Origin of the sequence: Mesorhizobium sp. M0296 (assembly GCF_040321675.1) — a bacterium.
GTDB lineage: Bacteria > Pseudomonadota > Alphaproteobacteria > Rhizobiales > Rhizobiaceae > Mesorhizobium.
This window is the reverse complement of record NZ_JAMYRZ010000036.1, coordinates 1-16,585: the sequence shown is the minus strand read 5'-3', so window position 1 is coordinate 16,585 and position 16,585 is coordinate 1. Positions and strand designations below refer to the sequence as shown.

Below are 16,585 nucleotides of genomic sequence, written 5' to 3'. Positions count from 1 at the left end.
GCTCGGTAAGGTCGTGAATGAGCGCTCCCTGCAGCTCCAGGCGCTTGAATTCGCTTTGCGTGTAACCCAACGCATAGGGACGCGGATCCACGGTGCTCTGATCACGGCCGGTCTTCGGCGCATATTCGGCAAGCAGATTGTACATGTTTGACTCCATGATCGATTTATCCGGGATTTGTGACCGCTGGGCAGCCTGATGACCGCCCAGGGCCCGACCGTCACGATCGGAGATCGGTGCTACAACGTGATTTCCGGAATCGGGAATTGCGTTACGACTGAAACAGGCGCCCGTGCCTGGCATACCACGCAAGCGGAGAACCACCCTGCGCCCGGCGTTCGGACGCCACTATGATTTCGGCGCCCGCGGAACGAACACGATATGCGGCGTCTTCGGCGGACGACCGGGCGGCACATAGTCCGGAACCGGCGTATCGTCTGCCGGGAGCGAAAGCACATATCGGTGGATGGCGCGCAGGTCGGGCTCGCTCATGGCACGCAGGTTGAACCATGGCATGGGCGGGCGCGTCTCGATCGTGCGCGCGAACTGTACCCAGTCGTCCTCGTCCATGGTCCGCAAAAATTGGCGAAGATTGGTCGGGTAAGTCGTACCCCACGGCCCGTTGAAGCCGAGCGAGTCGCCGATCAGCCATCGATCCTGCGGAACGTTGCCGGCCTTCTCCAGGAACCCTGGCGTGTGGCAGTCGTTGCAGCCGCCGATTTTCACCAGGTATCGACCGTGCTCGATCGAAGCGGTCGCGGACGCCGCGCCGACCTCACCCTGGTTGAGCGTTGCGGCGGTGAATGCTGCGGCCAGGCCAAGGGCGGCAATTGCGATGAGAGCTCTTCGTGTCATCAGCTTCTCCGCTGCTATTTGACGCCGACGATCATCGAGTGAGGCCCGGCGAGATGCTCGCAGCGGACCTCCGCAAAGCCCGCCTCCCGCATCCAGCCCATGCCGTCGGCGCGCGTGTAGTCGAACCCGCCATTGGTGTTGACCAGCATGTTGAGGCTCATCAGCAGACCCGCAGCGTTCTCCCGTCGCTCGTCATCGATGATCTGGTCGTAGACGATGAGCACGCCTTGCTTCGGCAGCGCGGAATGGGCCTTTGCCAGCAGCGCGCGCTTCACCTCCAGGTTCCAGTCGTGCAGGATATGACCCATCACCAGCACGTCGGCGGAAGGCAGCGGCTCGGCAAGGAAGTCGCCGGGATAAAACCGAAGCCGGTCTGCAAGTGCGTGCCGCTCCACATAGGCCTCGAACACCGGCCGCATCGGCGGCAGGTCGAAACCGCCGCCGGTGAGATGCGGATGGGCGCGGCCGATCTCGACCGGAAGCCTGCCTTCGGCTGTGCCGATATCGATGGAAGGTACAATAGTCCGCCCAGGGAAAATGCCGGGCGAGCGCCTCCGCCACCTGGAGGCTGCCGCCGGTCATCGCCTGCGCGAACATCTCCACCTTGTCCGGGTCCGAAAACAGCATGTCGAACAGATCTTCGCCGTCCTGGGTGCCGTTTTGCGGTTTGCCCGTCCTGAGCGCGTCGGTGAGCGAGCCCCAGTTCGCGTAAAGCAGCTGACCGGCCCTGGCGAGCATCCCGCCAACATAGGTCGACTTGTTGCGGTCAAGGTAGCGGTCAGTCACGGGCGTGTTGCAGTAGACGTTGCCCTCGCGCTCAAGCATGCGCAGCGCAACCAGCGCGTCGAAGAAATCCTGCGCTCCCCGCTCATGCAGTCCAAGCCGGTTTCTCAGTGTTTCCCCTTCGAGGGGTCCCGCCGTCAACTCCGTGAAAAGGTCAAGTTCGACGGCGCTCAGCAACGTCTTCGATGCCCAGAAGCCGAGGCCGAGTTGCATAAGGCTTTCGGGCGACAGTTCTGCGACGTCCTTCGCCTGTTTCGTTACCTCGGTGATGTTTGCGTCCATAAGATTTCTCCTTCCTCAAGAGACCATGACCTTTCCAAAAAACCGGTTCCCGGTTTTTCGGGATCATGGTCTGGGCGCGGGAGGACCATCGACTGGCCCGGCTACGGGTCGATTTCAGCCAGGTGGGATTTTGGTTACGGTTGTAACGAAGAAATCCGGCCGGCCGTGATCAGCCTGAATGCAGATGGCGGGCAAGGCATTGTGCGACGGCGGCCGACAGCAGCGGCTTCTTGATGACTTCGCTTATGCCGGCCGCCGTCAGTTGGCGCGACCGCAGCTGACGGCCGTAACCGGTCATCAGCACGACCGGAAGGTCGGGCCGGATCTTGTGCAACCGGCCGGAGAATTCGATCCCTGTCAGGTCGGGCATGACCTCGTCCGTCAGCACCAAGTCGAAGCGTTCCGGATCGGTGCGGAATGCGCTGAGAGCCGCGGGGCTGCGGTCGAACCCGACCGGCTCGTAGCCGAGCGCGGCGAGCATTTCCTCCGCAAGTTGCATCAGCGGCGTGTCGTCGTCGACGACGAGGATCGTCTCGCCGTTGCCATGCTTGATCGGCACCTCGGCGGCGTCGCTCTCGTCCTCGTTCTGGGTTGCTTCGGCGGCCTCGATCTGCGGAAAATAGATCTCGAAGGTCGTGCCTTCGCCGGGCTTGCTGTTCACGTCGACCGCGCCTCTGTGCGCTATGACGATGCCGTGCACCGTCGACAGGCCGAGCCCGGTGCCTTGCCCTGCCGGCTTGGTCGTGAAGAACGGCTCGAAGATGCGCTCGAGCGTCGCCTGATCCATGCCGCTGCCGGTGTCCCTGACGGCAAGGCGGAGATAGCAGCCGGCAGGCAGGTTGCCGTGCGACAGCATCCGCGCCTCGACGAATTCCGTCGTGTCGAGACCGATTTCCAATGCGCCGCGGTTGTTCATCGCCTGCGCCGCGTTGGTGCCGAGGTTCATCACCACCTGCTGAAGTTCGGTCGGATCGCCCGTCATCGCCGCATCCGCGGCTGCAAGATGCGTCTGCACTGAAAGCGTGGCGGGGAACGAGGCGCGCAGCAGGTCGACCGCTTCGGCAACCACGGCTTCCGCCCGCAGCGCGTGATGCTGCCGCTCGTGACGACGGCCGAAGGCGAGGATCTGCTCGGTGACGTCCTGCGCCCGCCTGCCGGCCTGCATGATCTGCTGGACGTAGCGCCGCGCGCGCGACTCCTTCAGCAGCACCGCCAGCGCCATCTCGCTGTAGCCAAGGACGGCACCGAGGATGTTGTTGAACTCGTGCGCTATGCCGCCGGCGAGCGTCCCGATCGCTTCCAGCCGTTGCGACTGATTGAGCCGCGCCTGCAGTGCCTCACGCTCGCGTTCGTTGTGCTCGCGCACGATGGCATTGGCGAAAATCTCGGCCGCGGTGCGCAGCAGTGCAATGTCGTCGTCGGCCCAATGCTTTTCGTGCGTGACGGTATCGAGAGCCAGAAAACCCAGCCGCTCGCCGGCATGCCACATCGGTATGCACAGCCACGATCGAAACTAGTGCGCCTGCAGGGATGCCTTCTCCCGCCCCTCGGGAAGCTCGCCGACGCGGGGAACGTCGATGCAGCCCTGCCGCTCGTGGTCGGCCAGCGTCCAGCGTGAAGCCAGCTCGATCATGTCCTTCGACAGGCGGGCCGGCCTGCTCCCGCCCGGACGGCGATAGAAGTAGCCGCCGGAAGGATCGGCGATGTGGCTGACGAAAATCTGGGCGCCGTCGAGCCCGGCATGTTCGACCAGGCGCGCGAGGCCCTTGCTGATGCCGGCGCGGATGCGGTCACGCGGCAGATTGATGAACTGCGTGGAGATCGAGGCGATCAGGCCCTCGAATTCCAGCCGCTCGCGCAGGATCCGCGCGTTGCGGCGCAGGCGGGCGAACAGGTAGGCGACATAGCCGACGAGGCCCAACGCGGCGACATAAAGCAGCGTCTGGAACAGTTCGGCCCGCGCCGCGGCCCGCCCATGCGCACCGAGATAGACGTCCTGCAGCGCGCGAGCCCGCTCGCTCGTCGGCGCGGTCTGCAGGCGGGCGACGAGATCGTCGACCGCCGGAAGCCTGGTGACGATAAGCCGGCCGTGGGAGACGAGCGAGAGCACATCGCTTGCAGGCACGGCATCGACGGAGGGCCTTGCCAGCCGGTCGAGTGCGGCGGTTACTGCTTTTGCCGCATCCGGCTGGGGATCGCTGATAAACCGCGACATTGCGACCATCAGGGCTCCTATCTCGACCGCTCGAAGGCCGTCACCCTCGCTCGTGAGACGACCGCTCATATAGTTGAAAAAGTTCAGCGAGTTCTGCAGCAGCGCGTTATCGGACTTGAACCTCTCGACGAGCGCTTCCTCGTCGCGGATCGCGGCGATGACTTCGGCGATCCGCTTGTCGATGTCCGCCCGTGTTTCGCCGCTTGCTGCGTCGCGGGCAGCCGGCAGCGTCTGCGTCGCCTCATCCAGGTTCTCGATCGACCGCACAAGCGGATCGTAGCTGCGCAGCAGTCCCGCGCGTGCCCTTAAAACATCGCGTTGGAGTGCGGCGTTATAGAGGATGACGGTCCTGAGCGCATCGAGCGTGCGTTCGTGACGGGCCGCATCGGGAGCCGTGCCCTGCACCAGGAGGTAGGTCAGGGCGATGAGCAGGCAGGCAACGATCGGCGCCAGGATGCGTAGCGACTTCATTGCTGCAGACGATCGGCTGCGCTGGTCAACGGCCGGCCGCGATACTCGCCCGTCAGTGTCCCGAGGAATTCGACGATGAGATCGGCATCGCGCTGGTCGAGCTCCCGGCCGAGTTGGTTGCGCGCCATGATCTTCACCGCGCCTGCGAGCGATGCGGTGCGGCCATCGTGAAAATACGGCGCCGTCACCGCGACGTTGCGCAGGCTGGGAACGCGGAACACATGGCGGTCGCTCTCGGCGCCGGTAACGGCGAAGCGGCCGAGATCCGCCTTGGTCAGGGTCTTCTGGCGAGCGAAGGGATCCTGGAAGATGCCGAATTTCTGAAACAGATTGCCGCCCACGTTGGCGCCCTGGTGGCAGGCGACGCAGCCATACGCTTTGAACAGTTGATAGCCGTGCTCTTCGTCGGTCGTGATGGCGTCGCGTTCGCCCTTGAGATAGCGGTCGAAACGGGCATCGGGCGTGATCAGCGACCGTTGAAAGACAACAAGCGCGTCGAGCACGTTTGTCCGGTCGGGAATGGAGCCGTAGACCCTCGCGAACCGCTGCGAATACTCAGCATTCGAGCGCAGCTTGGTCAGCAATTCCTCCCAGCTCGTATTCATCAGCCTGTCATCGAGCATGGCTGCCTCGTTCTGCTCCTCGAAAGTGCGGAAATTGCCGCGCCAGTTCAGCCGAAAATCGAGCGCCGCGTTGAAGACGGTCGGCGTGTTGAAATCGAGCGGCTTGCCATCCGCCGCCATGGAACGGGCCAGACCGTCGCCGCCGCTGAGATCGAGCCTGTGACAGGAACTGCAAGCGACGACATCGCCATGCGACAGGCGGGCATCGTTGAACAGGCTCTCGCCAAGCGCGATCCTCGCCCGGTCGGAGGGGCCGCTGGCCGTGATCGGTGCAATCGGCTCGCCCATCGGCGGGGCCGGCTGATTGCTCTGGGCCAACGCAAAAGGTGCCGCCATTGCCAGGCAAAGCGGAACAAAAAGCCCCGCCCGAACCTTACCAATCTGCTGATGTGCCATCGAGCGAGCCTGTGGCAGGGTGTGCGATTACGAAGATCATCGCGCTCACCAATAAATCGCCGAAAATCGACGTTTAATAAAAGCAACGGCTCGGTCATGAGTTCCACGCTTGCGGACGGTGCGAGATGTCAGCCGAACAAAACATTCGCCACGAACAGCAGTCGAAAGGCAGTATCGAGCAGGCAGCGGCGCCGAAGCATATTCTTGTCGTCGACGACGACCCCGAAATTCGCGATATGCTCACCAATTACCTGGAGAGCGAAAACTTCAGGGTCAGCGCAGTCGCCGACAGCCGGGCCATGTCGCGCGTCCTCAATGAAAAGCCCGTAGACCTGATGATCCTCGACATGAGGCTTGCCGACGAGGACGGGTTCGACGTCATGCGGCAACTCGGCAGTCCGCCGGAAGCGCCCATCATCATCATCACCGGCCACAGGCGCGACGAGGTGGATCGCGTCGTCGGCCTGGAACTCGGCGCCGACGACTACATCACCAAGCCCTTCAGCCTCAGGGAGCTGCTGGCGCGTGTTCGCGCCGTGCTGCGGCGATCGGGGTCGGCGCAGCCGCAGCCGCGCGGCAAGAAGCACATACGCTATCGTTTTGCCGGCTGGGAGCTCGACATGCGGATGCGGCGCCTGAGGTCGCCGGCGGGCGAGGCGACGCCGCTGACCGCCGGCGAGTTCAATCTGCTGGCAGCCTTCCTGAAATCGCCGCAGCAAATCCTGAGCCGCGAGCAGCTTCTCGCTGCCAGCCGCGTGCACGACGAAGAGGTGTTCGACCGCAGCATCGACGTGCAGATATTGCGGCTGCGCCGCAAGCTCGAGGTCAATCCGAGCGAGCCGAAGCTCATTGTTACGGAGCGTGGCGCCGGCTACATATTCGCGACTGCGGTCGAGGTACTTTGAGCCGCTGCCGCGCCCAGCCTACCCCGCGCTTCTGAGCCAGACCAGCATCTCGCCGGGGTCGCGGTTGTCCCAGGCAAAGTACGGCACGGCGGTGATTTTCGCGCCCTCGAGCGCCGGCGGTTCGGTGCGGTAGAGCCCCTCTTCCCAGTTTTCGAAAGCCTCCTTTTTGGCAATCGCCGAAAGTGTCACAACGCCGCCCAGAAGGTTCGGCTGCTGATGCGCCTCGATGTCGGCCGTGCGCGGCAGAGCGATGCGGTGCAGCTGGCTGGAATTGTCGGTCTCCTCGACGCAATAGATCAGCGGGCCGCGCGCCAGCGCGACACGGCCGATATCCTGCCGCACCTGCGGGTTGGCGTAGAGGCGGTCGACGGCCATTTCGAGGTCGAGCTCGACGCGGTCGCCTTTGCGCCATTCGCGGCGGATCGCGGCATAGCCGTCGCTGGTGATCGCCTCCAGATCGACATCGGCGCCGTTGACCTTGAGCGCTGCCTTGCGGCACCAGGCCGGCAGGCGCAGGTGCAAAGTGAACGCGGTCGGAGCTTCCGGTTCGACAGAGATCGAGACCGCGCCGTCCCAGGGATAGTTACTGGTCTGGGTGAGCTCTATTTGCCGGCCCGCGATATCGAAACGAGCCGTGCCGTTTCCATAGAGATGGACGGCGAGTGCGTCGTCCGACAGGCCGTAGAAATAGCTGCCGATCGAGGCGACCATGCGCCCGACATTGGGCGGGCAGCACGGGCAGCGGTGCCATTTCCAGCGGTGGTGGGCGCCGCGGCTTTCGAGCGGATTTTCGTAGAAGAACAGCGAGCCGTCGAGCGACAAGCCGGAGATCGAGCCGTTGTAGAGCGCCCGCTCCATGATGTCGGCGTAGCGCGCATTGGGACCCATGCCGAGCATGCGGCTTGCCCAGAACACCAGGCCGACCGAAGCACAGGTTTCGGCATAGGCGGTGTCGTTGGGCAGGTCGTAATCGGCGGTGAAACCCTCATTGTGCGACGACGGCCCGAGGCCGCCGGTGACGTAGAGGTTCTTGGTCATGAGGTCGTCCCACAGCCGGTCGAGCGCCACCCGCAGCGTGTCGTCGCCATATTCGGTGGCGATGTCGGCCATGCCCGAATAGAGGTACATCGCCCGCACCGCATGGCCGACGACTTTGTCCTGTTCGCGCACCGGCTTGTGCGACTGGTTGTATTCGTAAGTCTTGAAATGATAGGCCTTGGGGTCGGCGCCGCGGGCCCGCGCCTCCTCGTCGAAATAATGCGGCTGCTGGCCGCGCTGATCGATAAAATATTTGGCAAGCTCCATGTATTTGCGCTCGCCGGTCACCCGTGCCAGCTTGACCAGCGCCAGCTCGATCTCCTCATGGCCGCAATAGCCCTTCTTCTTGCCGGGCTCGGGACCGAACGTCTCGGCGATGTGATCGACATAGCGGCACATGATGTCGAGCAGCTTGCGTTTTCCGGTGGCCTGGTAGTAGGCGACCGCGCCTTCGATCAGATGGCCGGCGCAATAGAGCTCGTGGCAATCGCGCAGATTGGTCCAGCGCAGGCCCGGCTGGATGCGCTGGTACCAGCTCGACAGATAGCCGTCGGGCTGCTGCAGCTTGCCGTACATGTCGATGACGGCGTCGATCTTCTTCTCGAGCTCGTCGTTGCGGCGGCGGTAGAGCGAGTAGGCGGCGGTCTCGATGGTCTTGCCCCAATCGGAGTCCCAGAACATCTGCGTCGTCACCGTCGATCCGGTGAACTCGTTGCCGGCGGTGGCTGCCTCGTCCGGTGAAGGTGAGTGGAACGGAATGACGACGCCCGGCGATGGCCGGTCCGGGTCGATCTGCTCCAGCATGCGCGCCTCGACGCAGCGGTCATAGAGGATGCCGGCGGTTTTTGAGGCGACGGCATCGACACGGTCGCCCCAGAAGCCGCGCACGTCGACCTGCGGCACCGGCAGCGGGCGGAAGGCGAGTTTCGGCTTGGCGCCCTGACTGGCGGATTGGGATGCGGTCATCGATTTACTCCGGTTCGGTTCGATTGGTCACTTCACGGCCCCTGCCATCAGGCCGCGGATGTAGAAGCGCTGCAGCAGCAGGAAGAGCACCAGGCACGGCACCATCATCACGGTGACGCCGGCCTGCACGGCGCCCCAGTCGATCGCGCCGAAGCGGCCGGACTGCAGCGCGGTCATCATGATCGGCAGCGTGAATTTGGACTGGTCGGTCATCAGCACCAGGGCCGCCAGAAACTCGTTCCACGCGCCGAGGAAGGCGAACAGCGCGATGGTGACGATGCCCGGCCAGACCAGCGGCAGCATCACCCTGAGCAGCATGGTGACATTGTTGGCGCCGTCCATGCGCGCGGCCTCCTCGATCTCGCGCGGCACCGCGTCGAAGGCGTTGCGCATCATGAAGATCGAGAACGGCAACTGCAGCGTGACGTAGACGCAGACCAGCCCGGTCAGCGTGTTGTGCAGGCCGATCTTGGTCAGCACCAGGAAGATCGGCGTCAGGATCGACTGGAACGGGATCATGATTGTCGACAGGATGACGACGAACAGCAGGTTCTTCAGCGGAAAGCGGAAGCGCGAGAAACCGTAGCCGGCGAGCACGCTGACGATCACTGACAGCACCACCGTCATCACCGAGACGTAGATGCTGTTTTGCGCCGGCAGCCACAGGCCATCGCCGAAGGTGTTGAGCGTGGCGTAGTTCTCGAGCGAGATGCCGCTGGTCGGCCACGGCGGCAGCGGCGGCTGGCGCGCCTCCTGCGCCGGCTTGAAGGCCGAAAGCACCGTCCAGGCGATCGGCGCCAGGAACAGTATGGATGCGATGATGCCGGTCGAGTGCTCGGCGATCTGCATGCCGATGCGGCGTTTGCGGCTCCTTGCCTGCGCCATCAGTCGACCCCCTCGGGATTGCGCAGCAGCCGCAGCTGGATGAGGCTGAGCGCCACCAGGATGACCAGCAGGACCATCGAAAGGGCCGCGCCATAGCCGAGCTTGAACGACACGAAGGACTGGTTGAAGATCCAGTAGACGGCGGTCAGCGTCTGGTTGCGCGGCCCGCCGCGCAGGATGATGTAGAACTGGTCGAAGGCGAGGATCGAGCCGGCGACCGACAGGATCAGCGCCAGCGCCAGCGTGCGGCGCATCAAGGGCAAGGTAATCGCCCGGAACCGCGCGAATGGCCCTGCCCCGTCGATCATCGCCGCCTCCTGCAGGTCCGGCGGGATCGACTGCAGGCCGGTCATCAGGATGATCATGGTGAAGCCCGCCACCTTCCACACCACCATGGCGATGATCGACCAGAAGGCCGGCTGAAAGGTCGCCAGCAGGTTGAATTTCTTCTCGGTCAGGCCGAGCTCGAAGGCGGCCGGGCTGAACAGGCCGGAATCGACATTGAGCAGCCATGACCACAAAAGGCTGGCCGAAGCGAAACCGATGACCGCCGGCATGAAGAAGGACGTCCGGTAGAAGCCGGTCAGCTGCCGCGGCCTTTCGATGAACAGCGCCAGCGGAAAGGCGACGGCGAAGATCGCGATCGTCACCACCACCGTGTAATAGCCGGTGAACTTCAGCGCGTTCCAGAAACGGGTATCGCGCAGGATCGCCCAGTAATTGTCGAGCCCGATAAAGCTATGCGCGCCCATCAGCGGCCAGTTGTGCAGCGACATCCAGGCGGTCATGCAAAGCGGCACGATGAAGAAGACGACGACAAGCGCGACGGCCGGCGCCACATAGAGCAGGCCGATCCACTGCCGGCGCCCGGCGCCGACCTGTTTGTATGCGCGCGCTGGCGCGGCGGTGGTTGCTGTGATGGTGGTCATGCCGTGGTCTTCCGTTAGCGCTACGTCCCCCTCCCCCTTGAGGGGAGGGTCCGGCCGAAGGCCGGGGGTGGGGTCCTCTGCGAAGTGCGCCGACGGTTCTTTCTGTCGGCGCGTTTCACGGAGGACCCCACCTTCGGTCCGACCTCCCCTCGAGGGGGAGGTGGGCGCCGGCGCCTACTTCTGCGGCGCCGAATCGATGATCGACTGCATGGTTTCCTGCGCGTTGGCGATGGCGCCGTCGACGTCTTCGCCGAAGAAGACCTCGTTCATCATCTGGTTCCACGGACCGTTGGCCGAGTTGATCAGGTCGTTAAACACCACCGAATAGGGCGTGCGGCCCTTGGCCATGGCTTCAGCGGCGACCTTGTAGCGCGGGTCGAGGTCTTTCAGCGCCTCATTGGCGATGTCGCCGCGCACCGGCAGGCTGCCGTATTTCGCCAATATGGTCTGGCCCTCGAGCGAATAGGCGAAGTCGAGGAACTCCTTCACCACCGCGACCTTGGTGGTGCCCTTGGTGACGACGAAATTGTCGCCGCCGGCAAACGACGACCAGCTGCCGTCCTTGCCAGGCAGGAAGGTGATGCCGTAGTCGATATCGGGATATTGCGTGTTAAGCGCGCCGATGGCGAAGGCGCCGGACGGCGAGATGCCGATATTGCCGGTGGCGAAGGCGGCAAAGAAGTTGGAGCCGGTGTCGGTCTGCGCGCCTGATGGCACCAGGTCCTTCTTGACCATCGAACGGTAGAGGTCGATGGCGCCGCGCATCTGCGGCGTGTCCAGCGTCGCCTTGGAGCCGTCCTCCGTCAGGATGTCGCCGCCCGACGCCCAGATCAGCGGCGTGAAGGTGAAGATGTTGCAGCCGCCGCAATTGCCGGAGAAGTAGAAGCCCTTGATGTCGCCGCCGAGCGCATTGACCTTTTCGGCGTCGGCTTCGATCTCGGCCCAGTTGGTCGGGCCCTTTTCCGGGTCGAGGCCGGCCTGCTTGAACAGCTTCTTGTTCCAGATCAGCACCGAGGAGTCCGCCGAGAACGGCAGCCCGTAGATGCGGCCCTTATAGGTGCCGGTCTTGACATGCGCCGGCGACAGGCTGGCGAAATAGGGCAGCGATTTCGCCCAGTCGGTGATGTCTTCGAGCTGGCCGGCGGCGGCGAAGGACGGCGTGTAGATCAGGTCGAGCGACAGCGCATCGGGTGCCGTGCCGCCGGCGGCCGCAGCGCCGTATTTCGGGATGATTTCGGCGTTGGGGATGATGTCGAGCTTGATCTGGTTCTGATGCCCCTTGTTGAAGGCATCGACGATGCGCGGCATGAAGTTCGAGCCGTCGGCGCGCACCCAGATGTTGGCGGTGTCGGCGGCGGCCGAGCCGACGGTCGCCAGCGTACCCAAAATGCTCGCGGCGATGGCGAGCCCGGTAATGGTGGTTCTCATGCTTCTCCTCCACATGGTTTTAATTTAGCGTTTTAATTTAGCCGCGCCCCCAAGCGGGTGACTATCGACACGGCCCGTTTCGTTCAGCCGTCCGGCGGACGGCCGCATGACTGACGCACCACCAGCCGGCACGGCAGTTTTCTGATGCCCGGCAGAGCGGGTTCGCCGCCGACGAGCGAAAGCAAGGCAAGGCCGGCCTCGCGGCCAAGCGCTGCCAGATTCATATCGACGGAGGTCAGCGGCGGGCGGGTCGCCTCGGCGACGATCTGCCAGTTGTCGAAACCGATGACGCCGACCTCGTCCGGCACGCCGATACCGCGCTCGCGCAAGGCGTCGATGACGCCGCGCGCGATCTGGTCGTTGCCGCAGAAGACGGCATCGGGCTTTTCGCGCGTGCCGTCGAAACCCTCACCGTCGAACAGCTTCTTGACCGCCTCATGGCCCCAGGCCTCCGACCACGGGCCGAGCAGCGGCTCCATGACCGGCAGGCCGTTCTCGGCCAGCACTGCGCGATAGGCCTCGGCCCGCGCATGCACCACGGCAAAGCTCGCGGGACCGCTGACATGGGCGATGCGGCGCCGCCCAAGCCGGCAAAAGTGCTCGACCGCCAGCCGCGCCCCGCCGGCATCGTCGGAGACGAAGGCGATGGCGCCCGGATCGGGCTCGGTGAAGGCATAGATCGCCGGAATGCCGAGATTGGCGAGGTCGACCGGCAGATGGCGGTCGATGCGCTTGCCGGTGGCGATGATGCCGTCGACGCGCTTGTCGAGCATGGCATCGACATGCAGCTGGGCCAGGCGCGGGTCGTCCTCGACATTGCACAGGAACACCGAGACGCCGGCATCGACCAGCGCATCGGAAACGCCGGCCATCAGCGGCAGCGAAAAGCGGCCATAGGTGTCGTTGGTCAAAAGCCCGACGGTAAAGGAGCGCCGCCTGAGCAGGCTCTGCGCCAGGCTGTTCGGGCGAAAGCCAAGCCGCTGCGCCGTCTCGCGAATACGGGTCCGCGTCTCGGCCGTCATCCGCCCCTGCCCGTTCAGCGCCTTTGAGGCCGTGGCCACGCTGACGCCGGCGAGCGCCGCCACCTCACGCAGGGTGACGGGCTGCTTGGCAGAAACAGGCGTTGGCTGCGCGTCGGACGCCATGATTTGGATATCGATCCTCCCATTTGAGAAAAGCTTTTCTCTTACCGGCCTGCGAGGCGCTGAATGGTGAAGTCAGCGGATGCCGGCAGAGTTGGGAAAAGGTTTTCTCAAAAGGAAGATTAGGGGAAGGATGCAAGGATGGCAAGAGGGAATGGCCTGGTTACAGGCATGTTCGGCAGTCAACTACGACTCGCTGCCCTGGGTCCAGGATCTGCCATGGCGGCCCGAAGGAAAGAGGGCGAGCACCTTTGGCGTGCATTGCCGTTCAGCGGGCACCGCGATGGAATAATCGCGGTGCCGCAGTCTACCCGCAGAGCTAGCAGTTCTCAGTCTGTGGATCGCACGCCTTGTTTTTCTGTTTCTGTGGCTTGGGCTTGACCGCCTGCTCGGGCTCGGCCTGCTGCTGCTCGGCCGCTGGCTGCTCCTTGGCCTTCCGCTTCTCAGGCTTGGCAGCCTGCTCCGGCTCAGCCTGCTGCTGCTCGGCAGCGGGCTGCTTCTTGGCCTTCCGCTTCTCAGGCTTGGCCGTCTGTTCGGGCTCGGCCTGCTGCTGCTCGGCGGCGGGCTGCTTCTTGATCTTCGGTTTCTTAGGCTTGGCCGTCTGTTCGGGCTCGGCCTGCTGCTGCTCGGCGGCGGGCTGCTTCTTGGTCTTCGGCTTCTCAGGCTTGGCCGTCTGTTCGGGCTCAGCCTGCTGCTGCTCGGCGGCGGGTTGCTCCTTGGCCTTCGACTTCTCAGGCTTGGCCGCCTTGCCGGGCTCGGCCTGCTGCTGCTCGGTGGCCGGCTGCTCCTTGGCCTTCGGCTTCTCAGGCTTGGCGGTTTCTTCGGGCTTGGCCTGCTCGGTCGTTGCAGCGCCTTCGGTCGGCTTCGATTTCCGGCCAGCCTGAACCTGCTTCACCTCTTCGATGTCCTTGAGCTTAGCTGGTTTGGCCTTAGGGTCGGCTTTCACCTCGCCCTCAAAGACAGCGACCGTATCGTTTTCCAGTTTGCCGGACTGCTCGGGCGCGTCGGTCTTGCTGACCTTGACGGCAGTCACCTTCTGGTTCGTCTCCTTTTCGATCACATCGACATCAATGACTTTGTTGATCACCACGTTGTTCTGGATCGTCACGTCGCCGGCCGGTTCGGCCGCCTCGACAATGCGCACAAACTCCGGCTCATCACGAATAACGACTACAGAAATGTCCGCGGCAAGGAATTCGCGGGTGGGGACCACAACCCAGTAATAATCCGGCGTCGTGTCGAAGGTCACCTCGATTGAAATCAAATCCGGATCGCGGCGGGGCGGCAGCGGCGCCCAAATGATGTGCTCTCTGTCACGACGCCAACTCACCCATGCTGGCGCCCAGCGGGTGCCCGGAACCCAGTACCAGCCGATGTCGTCGGCATAGCCCCACCGGCCGTAATGGTACGTCGCCCAGCCGAATGGCTCGTCGGACACCCAGAGCCAGCCATACTGCTCGGTATAGACCCAGTGTCCAAGCGTATACGGACGCCAATCGTCAGGCACATCAACCGGCACGAAAACGGTCGCTCCGTGATACGAGACCCAATCACCATAGGAAGACAGGTCTTCGTAGAACGTGCTGATCGAAACGGTGGTGGCAGCCCTTGCCTCGGACACGAGCGACAATGGCGCAATCGGGTTGGGAATCTCGACGACCGTGAGCAGGCAGGCGGTTACGCCGCCGAGCATCAGTCGCACCGCATGTTGGGCAAGGACGCGTTTCATCGTAATCTTCCTCCGAAACAGATCGCCCTTCATCGTACAAACCCGCCGGCTGCCGGATTGTTCCACTTTGCTGACGTTACCCGCATCCCCTCCCGCAACGACTTGGCATCGCACAATGATACGAAATATCAAAGTTGCTTCATGAGGGCGGTGACCATCACAAATGCGCGCCGAAGGCGCGGCGATAGGTCGTTGGTCAGCGGGCCCGACGGTAAGGGAGCCGCCGCAACAGGCTCTGCGCCAGGCTGTTCGGACGAAACCCAAGCCGCTGCGCCGTCTCGCGAATACGCGTCCGCGTCTCGGCGGTCATCCGCCCCTGCCCGTTCAGCGCTTTTGAGGCGGTGGCGACGCTGACGCCGGCGATGGCCGCCACCTCACGGAGGGTGACTGGCTGCTTGGCGGGCGTAATTTGGATATCGGTCTTCCCATTTGGGACTGCGGGATGCTGAGTGGTGAGGTCAGCGGGTGCGGGTGGGCCACTAGAGCCCCCGATGATGCGATGTCCGGCAGATGAGGGGCTCATCACTCTTGATATCACGATGTAACAGCAGCTAGGACCGGCCCTATTTGTTACGAATGGTATCGATGTCGGATTGATCGCCCCGGCCTCGTCGTTCCAGAAAATGAAGGAGCAACGATATGTCTGAAAAGGAAGTCTTGTCTGTCATCCGGGGCCAGGAAGACGCAACTGCCAAGGGGGACGCCCGCGCCAACGTCGATGCCATGGACCCGGATGTCGTGGTTTTTGATCTGCCGCCGCCGCTTGCCTATCGAGGCGAACAGGCACGCGACATCGAAGGGATAAATGCTTGGTTTGCAACTTGGCGCAACGGCGTCACCGTTCACATGGCTGACCCGCAGCTCATAATCGACGGCGATCTTGCAGTGGCCTTCGGCCTGTCGCGCATGACTGGCATTAAGACCGATGGCACAAAGGTCGACTCCTGGAGCCGGCGAACCATCGTGCTAAGGCGCGTCGCCGGTTCTTGGAAAATCATCCACGAACATGCCAGCTTCCCTATGGCAATGGACGGAAGTGGGCGCGCTGTGACGGATCTCTTGCCGTAGTTCCGGAACGCCTAACGTCCTCAACAGGGATGTCGGCTTTCACGCGGCAAGGGTTCGTAGGTGAACGGTCGATTTGGCGGCCCGTTGCTGACAGTCAGCCTTTCGGCCGGAAGCGGCCAATCGCCAAGTATAGAATGACCCAACACCGGCCGCCCTTGGCGAGTGTGCTCCACCCATTGCCCTAGCGAATAGCGGCCTGACCGCCGCAGCCACGACCCGCGCAAGCCCTCCTGAACCCCAGCTGAACGCCGCCTTCAGCCTTAGTTCGAACGGCATCTCCTAAAAAGAAGCCGTTCAACCGCGGTCCCGTCCGCCAAAGGAGACGCTCTCATGATCCGCAATTCTTTCATCGCAACCGCGCTTGCCGCTCTTGTCGGTATCACTGCCGCCGCTCCGGCCATGGCCAATGACGTGCGCATCGAGCAATATGGCTGGTCGAACTCGGCCGGCGGCGCCCAGAACGGCTTCAAAAACCGTATCCGGGTGTATCAGAACGGCCGCTTCAACAAGGTGATCGGCCAGCAGCGCGGCCGCCACAACCTTTCGGCTATCGGCCAGGACGGGGCCGGCAACTACGGCGCCACCTACCAGAACGGCAACCGCAACGTGGCCGGCGTCGGCCAGTTCGGCTCCAACCACACCACCATTCTGACCCAGGACGGTAACGGCAACATTGCTGCCGGCGTGCAGGTGGGCCACGGCTGCGATGCCAATGTCAGCCAGGGCGGCAGCGGCAATGTCGCAGCTTTCGTCCAGGCCTGCCCATAAACACGGCAACGGCCAGGCGGGCCCGCGCATAAAACACGCCCCCCCCCCCCCCCCCCCCCCCCCCACAACACCCCCCCCCACCGCCCCGCCGCCTGGCCCTACGC

At 63.7% G+C, this 16,585-nt stretch carries 14 protein-coding genes and 2 pseudogenes; 3 read left to right on the top strand and 13 right to left on the bottom strand.

Annotation, left to right across the window (positions count from 1 at the left end; translation table 11 throughout):
- Positions 1–346: 346 nt before the first annotated feature.
- The 6 genes and pseudogenes from NKI97_RS27150 to NKI97_RS27125 all read right to left on the bottom strand — a co-directional run bounded on the left by NKI97_RS27150 (position 347) and on the right by NKI97_RS27125 (position 5,515).
- A complete protein-coding gene (locus tag NKI97_RS27150) occupies positions 347–853 on the bottom strand; it encodes a hypothetical protein (RefSeq protein WP_352837657.1) in 507 nt (168 codons plus the stop codon).
- Between the two features lie 14 nt (positions 854–867).
- A complete protein-coding gene (locus tag NKI97_RS27145; RefSeq protein WP_352837686.1) occupies positions 868–1,323 on the bottom strand; it encodes a methyltransferase in 456 nt (151 codons plus the stop codon).
- A 355-nt stretch (positions 1,324–1,678) separates the two neighbouring features.
- A pseudogene (locus NKI97_RS27140) lies at positions 1,679–1,849 on the bottom strand (methyltransferase family protein); the annotation flags it as partial.
- 238 nt (positions 1,850–2,087) lie between these two features.
- Positions 2,088–3,419 carry an ATP-binding protein gene (locus NKI97_RS27135; RefSeq protein WP_352837684.1) on the bottom strand — a complete coding sequence of 444 codons (1,332 nt, stop codon included), beginning with the start codon at positions 3,417–3,419 and terminating at the stop codon, positions 2,088–2,090.
- Between the two features lie 12 nt (positions 3,420–3,431).
- The gene (locus NKI97_RS27130) at positions 3,432–4,604 is read right to left on the bottom strand and encodes a DAHL domain-containing protein (RefSeq protein ID WP_352837656.1); all 1,173 of its coding nucleotides are present in this window, start codon (positions 4,602–4,604) and stop codon (positions 3,432–3,434) included.
- Complete coding sequence (locus NKI97_RS27125; protein ID WP_352837655.1) at positions 4,601–5,515, bottom strand: cytochrome-c peroxidase; 915 nt, start codon at positions 5,513–5,515, stop codon at positions 4,601–4,603. The genes NKI97_RS27130 and NKI97_RS27125 overlap by 4 nt, the downstream gene beginning before the upstream one ends.
- A gap of 233 nt (positions 5,516–5,748) precedes the next feature.
- Between NKI97_RS27125 and NKI97_RS27120 the strand changes: the two genes are divergently transcribed.
- On the top strand, positions 5,749–6,528 hold the full coding sequence (locus NKI97_RS27120) for a response regulator (protein WP_352837653.1): 780 nt from the start codon (positions 5,749–5,751) through the stop codon (positions 6,526–6,528).
- Positions 6,529–6,546: 18 nt separating this feature from the next.
- On the opposite strand, the gene NKI97_RS27115 is transcribed toward NKI97_RS27120, so the two are convergent.
- The 7 genes and pseudogenes from NKI97_RS27115 to NKI97_RS27085 form a co-directional block, all read right to left on the bottom strand.
- Positions 6,547–8,532 carry a glycoside hydrolase family 127 protein gene (locus tag NKI97_RS27115; protein WP_352837651.1) on the bottom strand — a complete coding sequence of 662 codons (1,986 nt, stop codon included), beginning with the start codon at positions 8,530–8,532 and terminating at the stop codon, positions 6,547–6,549.
- Positions 8,533–8,559: 27 nt separating this feature from the next.
- Entirely contained in the window at positions 8,560–9,417 is an 858-nt protein-coding gene (locus tag NKI97_RS27110; protein ID WP_254817449.1) for a carbohydrate ABC transporter permease, read from the bottom strand.
- Positions 9,417–10,346, bottom strand: a complete 930-nt coding sequence (locus tag NKI97_RS27105; RefSeq protein WP_352837649.1) for a carbohydrate ABC transporter permease — start codon at positions 10,344–10,346, stop codon at positions 9,417–9,419. The genes NKI97_RS27110 and NKI97_RS27105 overlap by 1 nt, the downstream gene beginning before the upstream one ends.
- Positions 10,347–10,520: 174 nt before the next feature.
- A complete protein-coding gene (locus tag NKI97_RS27100) occupies positions 10,521–11,774 on the bottom strand; it encodes an ABC transporter substrate-binding protein (RefSeq protein WP_352837647.1) in 1,254 nt (417 codons plus the stop codon).
- Between the two features lie 83 nt (positions 11,775–11,857).
- On the bottom strand, positions 11,858–12,919 hold the full coding sequence (locus NKI97_RS27095) for a LacI family DNA-binding transcriptional regulator (RefSeq protein WP_352474416.1): 1,062 nt from the start codon (positions 12,917–12,919) through the stop codon (positions 11,858–11,860).
- A gap of 316 nt (positions 12,920–13,235) precedes the next feature.
- A complete protein-coding gene (locus tag NKI97_RS27090) occupies positions 13,236–14,678 on the bottom strand; it encodes a DUF6600 domain-containing protein (protein WP_352837645.1) in 1,443 nt (480 codons plus the stop codon).
- 187 nt (positions 14,679–14,865) lie between these two features.
- Positions 14,866–15,060: pseudogene (locus NKI97_RS27085) on the bottom strand (LacI family DNA-binding transcriptional regulator); the annotation flags it as partial.
- A 224-nt stretch (positions 15,061–15,284) separates the two neighbouring features.
- Here NKI97_RS27085 and NKI97_RS27080 point away from each other — a divergent pair.
- Both NKI97_RS27080 and NKI97_RS27075 read left to right on the top strand, forming a co-directional pair.
- Positions 15,285–15,713, top strand: coding sequence for a YybH family protein (locus NKI97_RS27080; protein WP_352452313.1), 429 nt, complete (start codon positions 15,285–15,287; stop codon positions 15,711–15,713).
- 330 nt (positions 15,714–16,043) lie between these two features.
- Positions 16,044–16,481, top strand: coding sequence for a curlin (locus tag NKI97_RS27075; protein ID WP_352452314.1), 438 nt, complete (start codon positions 16,044–16,046; stop codon positions 16,479–16,481).
- Positions 16,482–16,585: the final 104 nt, after the last annotated feature.

What these genes read in the sequence shown, in the direction of transcription:
- NKI97_RS27080 (WP_352452313.1), top strand. Translation starts at nt 15,285, where the DNA reads ATGTCTGAAAAGGAAGTCTTGTCTGTCATCCGGGGCCAGGAAGACGCA.
- NKI97_RS27105 (WP_352837649.1), bottom strand. Translation starts at nt 10,346, where the DNA reads ATGACCACCATCACAGCAACCACCGCCGCGCCAGCGCGCGCATACAAA.
- NKI97_RS27150 (WP_352837657.1), bottom strand. Translation starts at nt 853, where the DNA reads ATGACACGAAGAGCTCTCATCGCAATTGCCGCCCTTGGCCTGGCCGCA.
- NKI97_RS27115 (WP_352837651.1), bottom strand. Translation starts at nt 8,532, where the DNA reads ATGACCGCATCCCAATCCGCCAGTCAGGGCGCCAAGCCGAAACTCGCC.
- NKI97_RS27130 (WP_352837656.1), bottom strand. Translation starts at nt 4,604, where the DNA reads ATGAAGTCGCTACGCATCCTGGCGCCGATCGTTGCCTGCCTGCTCATC.
- NKI97_RS27110 (WP_254817449.1), bottom strand. Translation starts at nt 9,417, where the DNA reads ATGGCGCAGGCAAGGAGCCGCAAACGCCGCATCGGCATGCAGATCGCC.
- NKI97_RS27125 (WP_352837655.1), bottom strand. Translation starts at nt 5,515, where the DNA reads ATGGGCGAGCCGATTGCACCGATCACGGCCAGCGGCCCCTCCGACCGG.
- NKI97_RS27090 (WP_352837645.1), bottom strand. Translation starts at nt 14,678, where the DNA reads ATGAAGGGCGATCTGTTTCGGAGGAAGATTACGATGAAACGCGTCCTT.
- NKI97_RS27075 (WP_352452314.1), top strand. Translation starts at nt 16,044, where the DNA reads ATGATCCGCAATTCTTTCATCGCAACCGCGCTTGCCGCTCTTGTCGGT.
- NKI97_RS27100 (WP_352837647.1), bottom strand. Translation starts at nt 11,774, where the DNA reads ATGAGAACCACCATTACCGGGCTCGCCATCGCCGCGAGCATTTTGGGT.
- NKI97_RS27120 (WP_352837653.1), top strand. Translation starts at nt 5,749, where the DNA reads ATGTCAGCCGAACAAAACATTCGCCACGAACAGCAGTCGAAAGGCAGT.
- NKI97_RS27095 (WP_352474416.1), bottom strand. Translation starts at nt 12,919, where the DNA reads ATGGCGTCCGACGCGCAGCCAACGCCTGTTTCTGCCAAGCAGCCCGTC.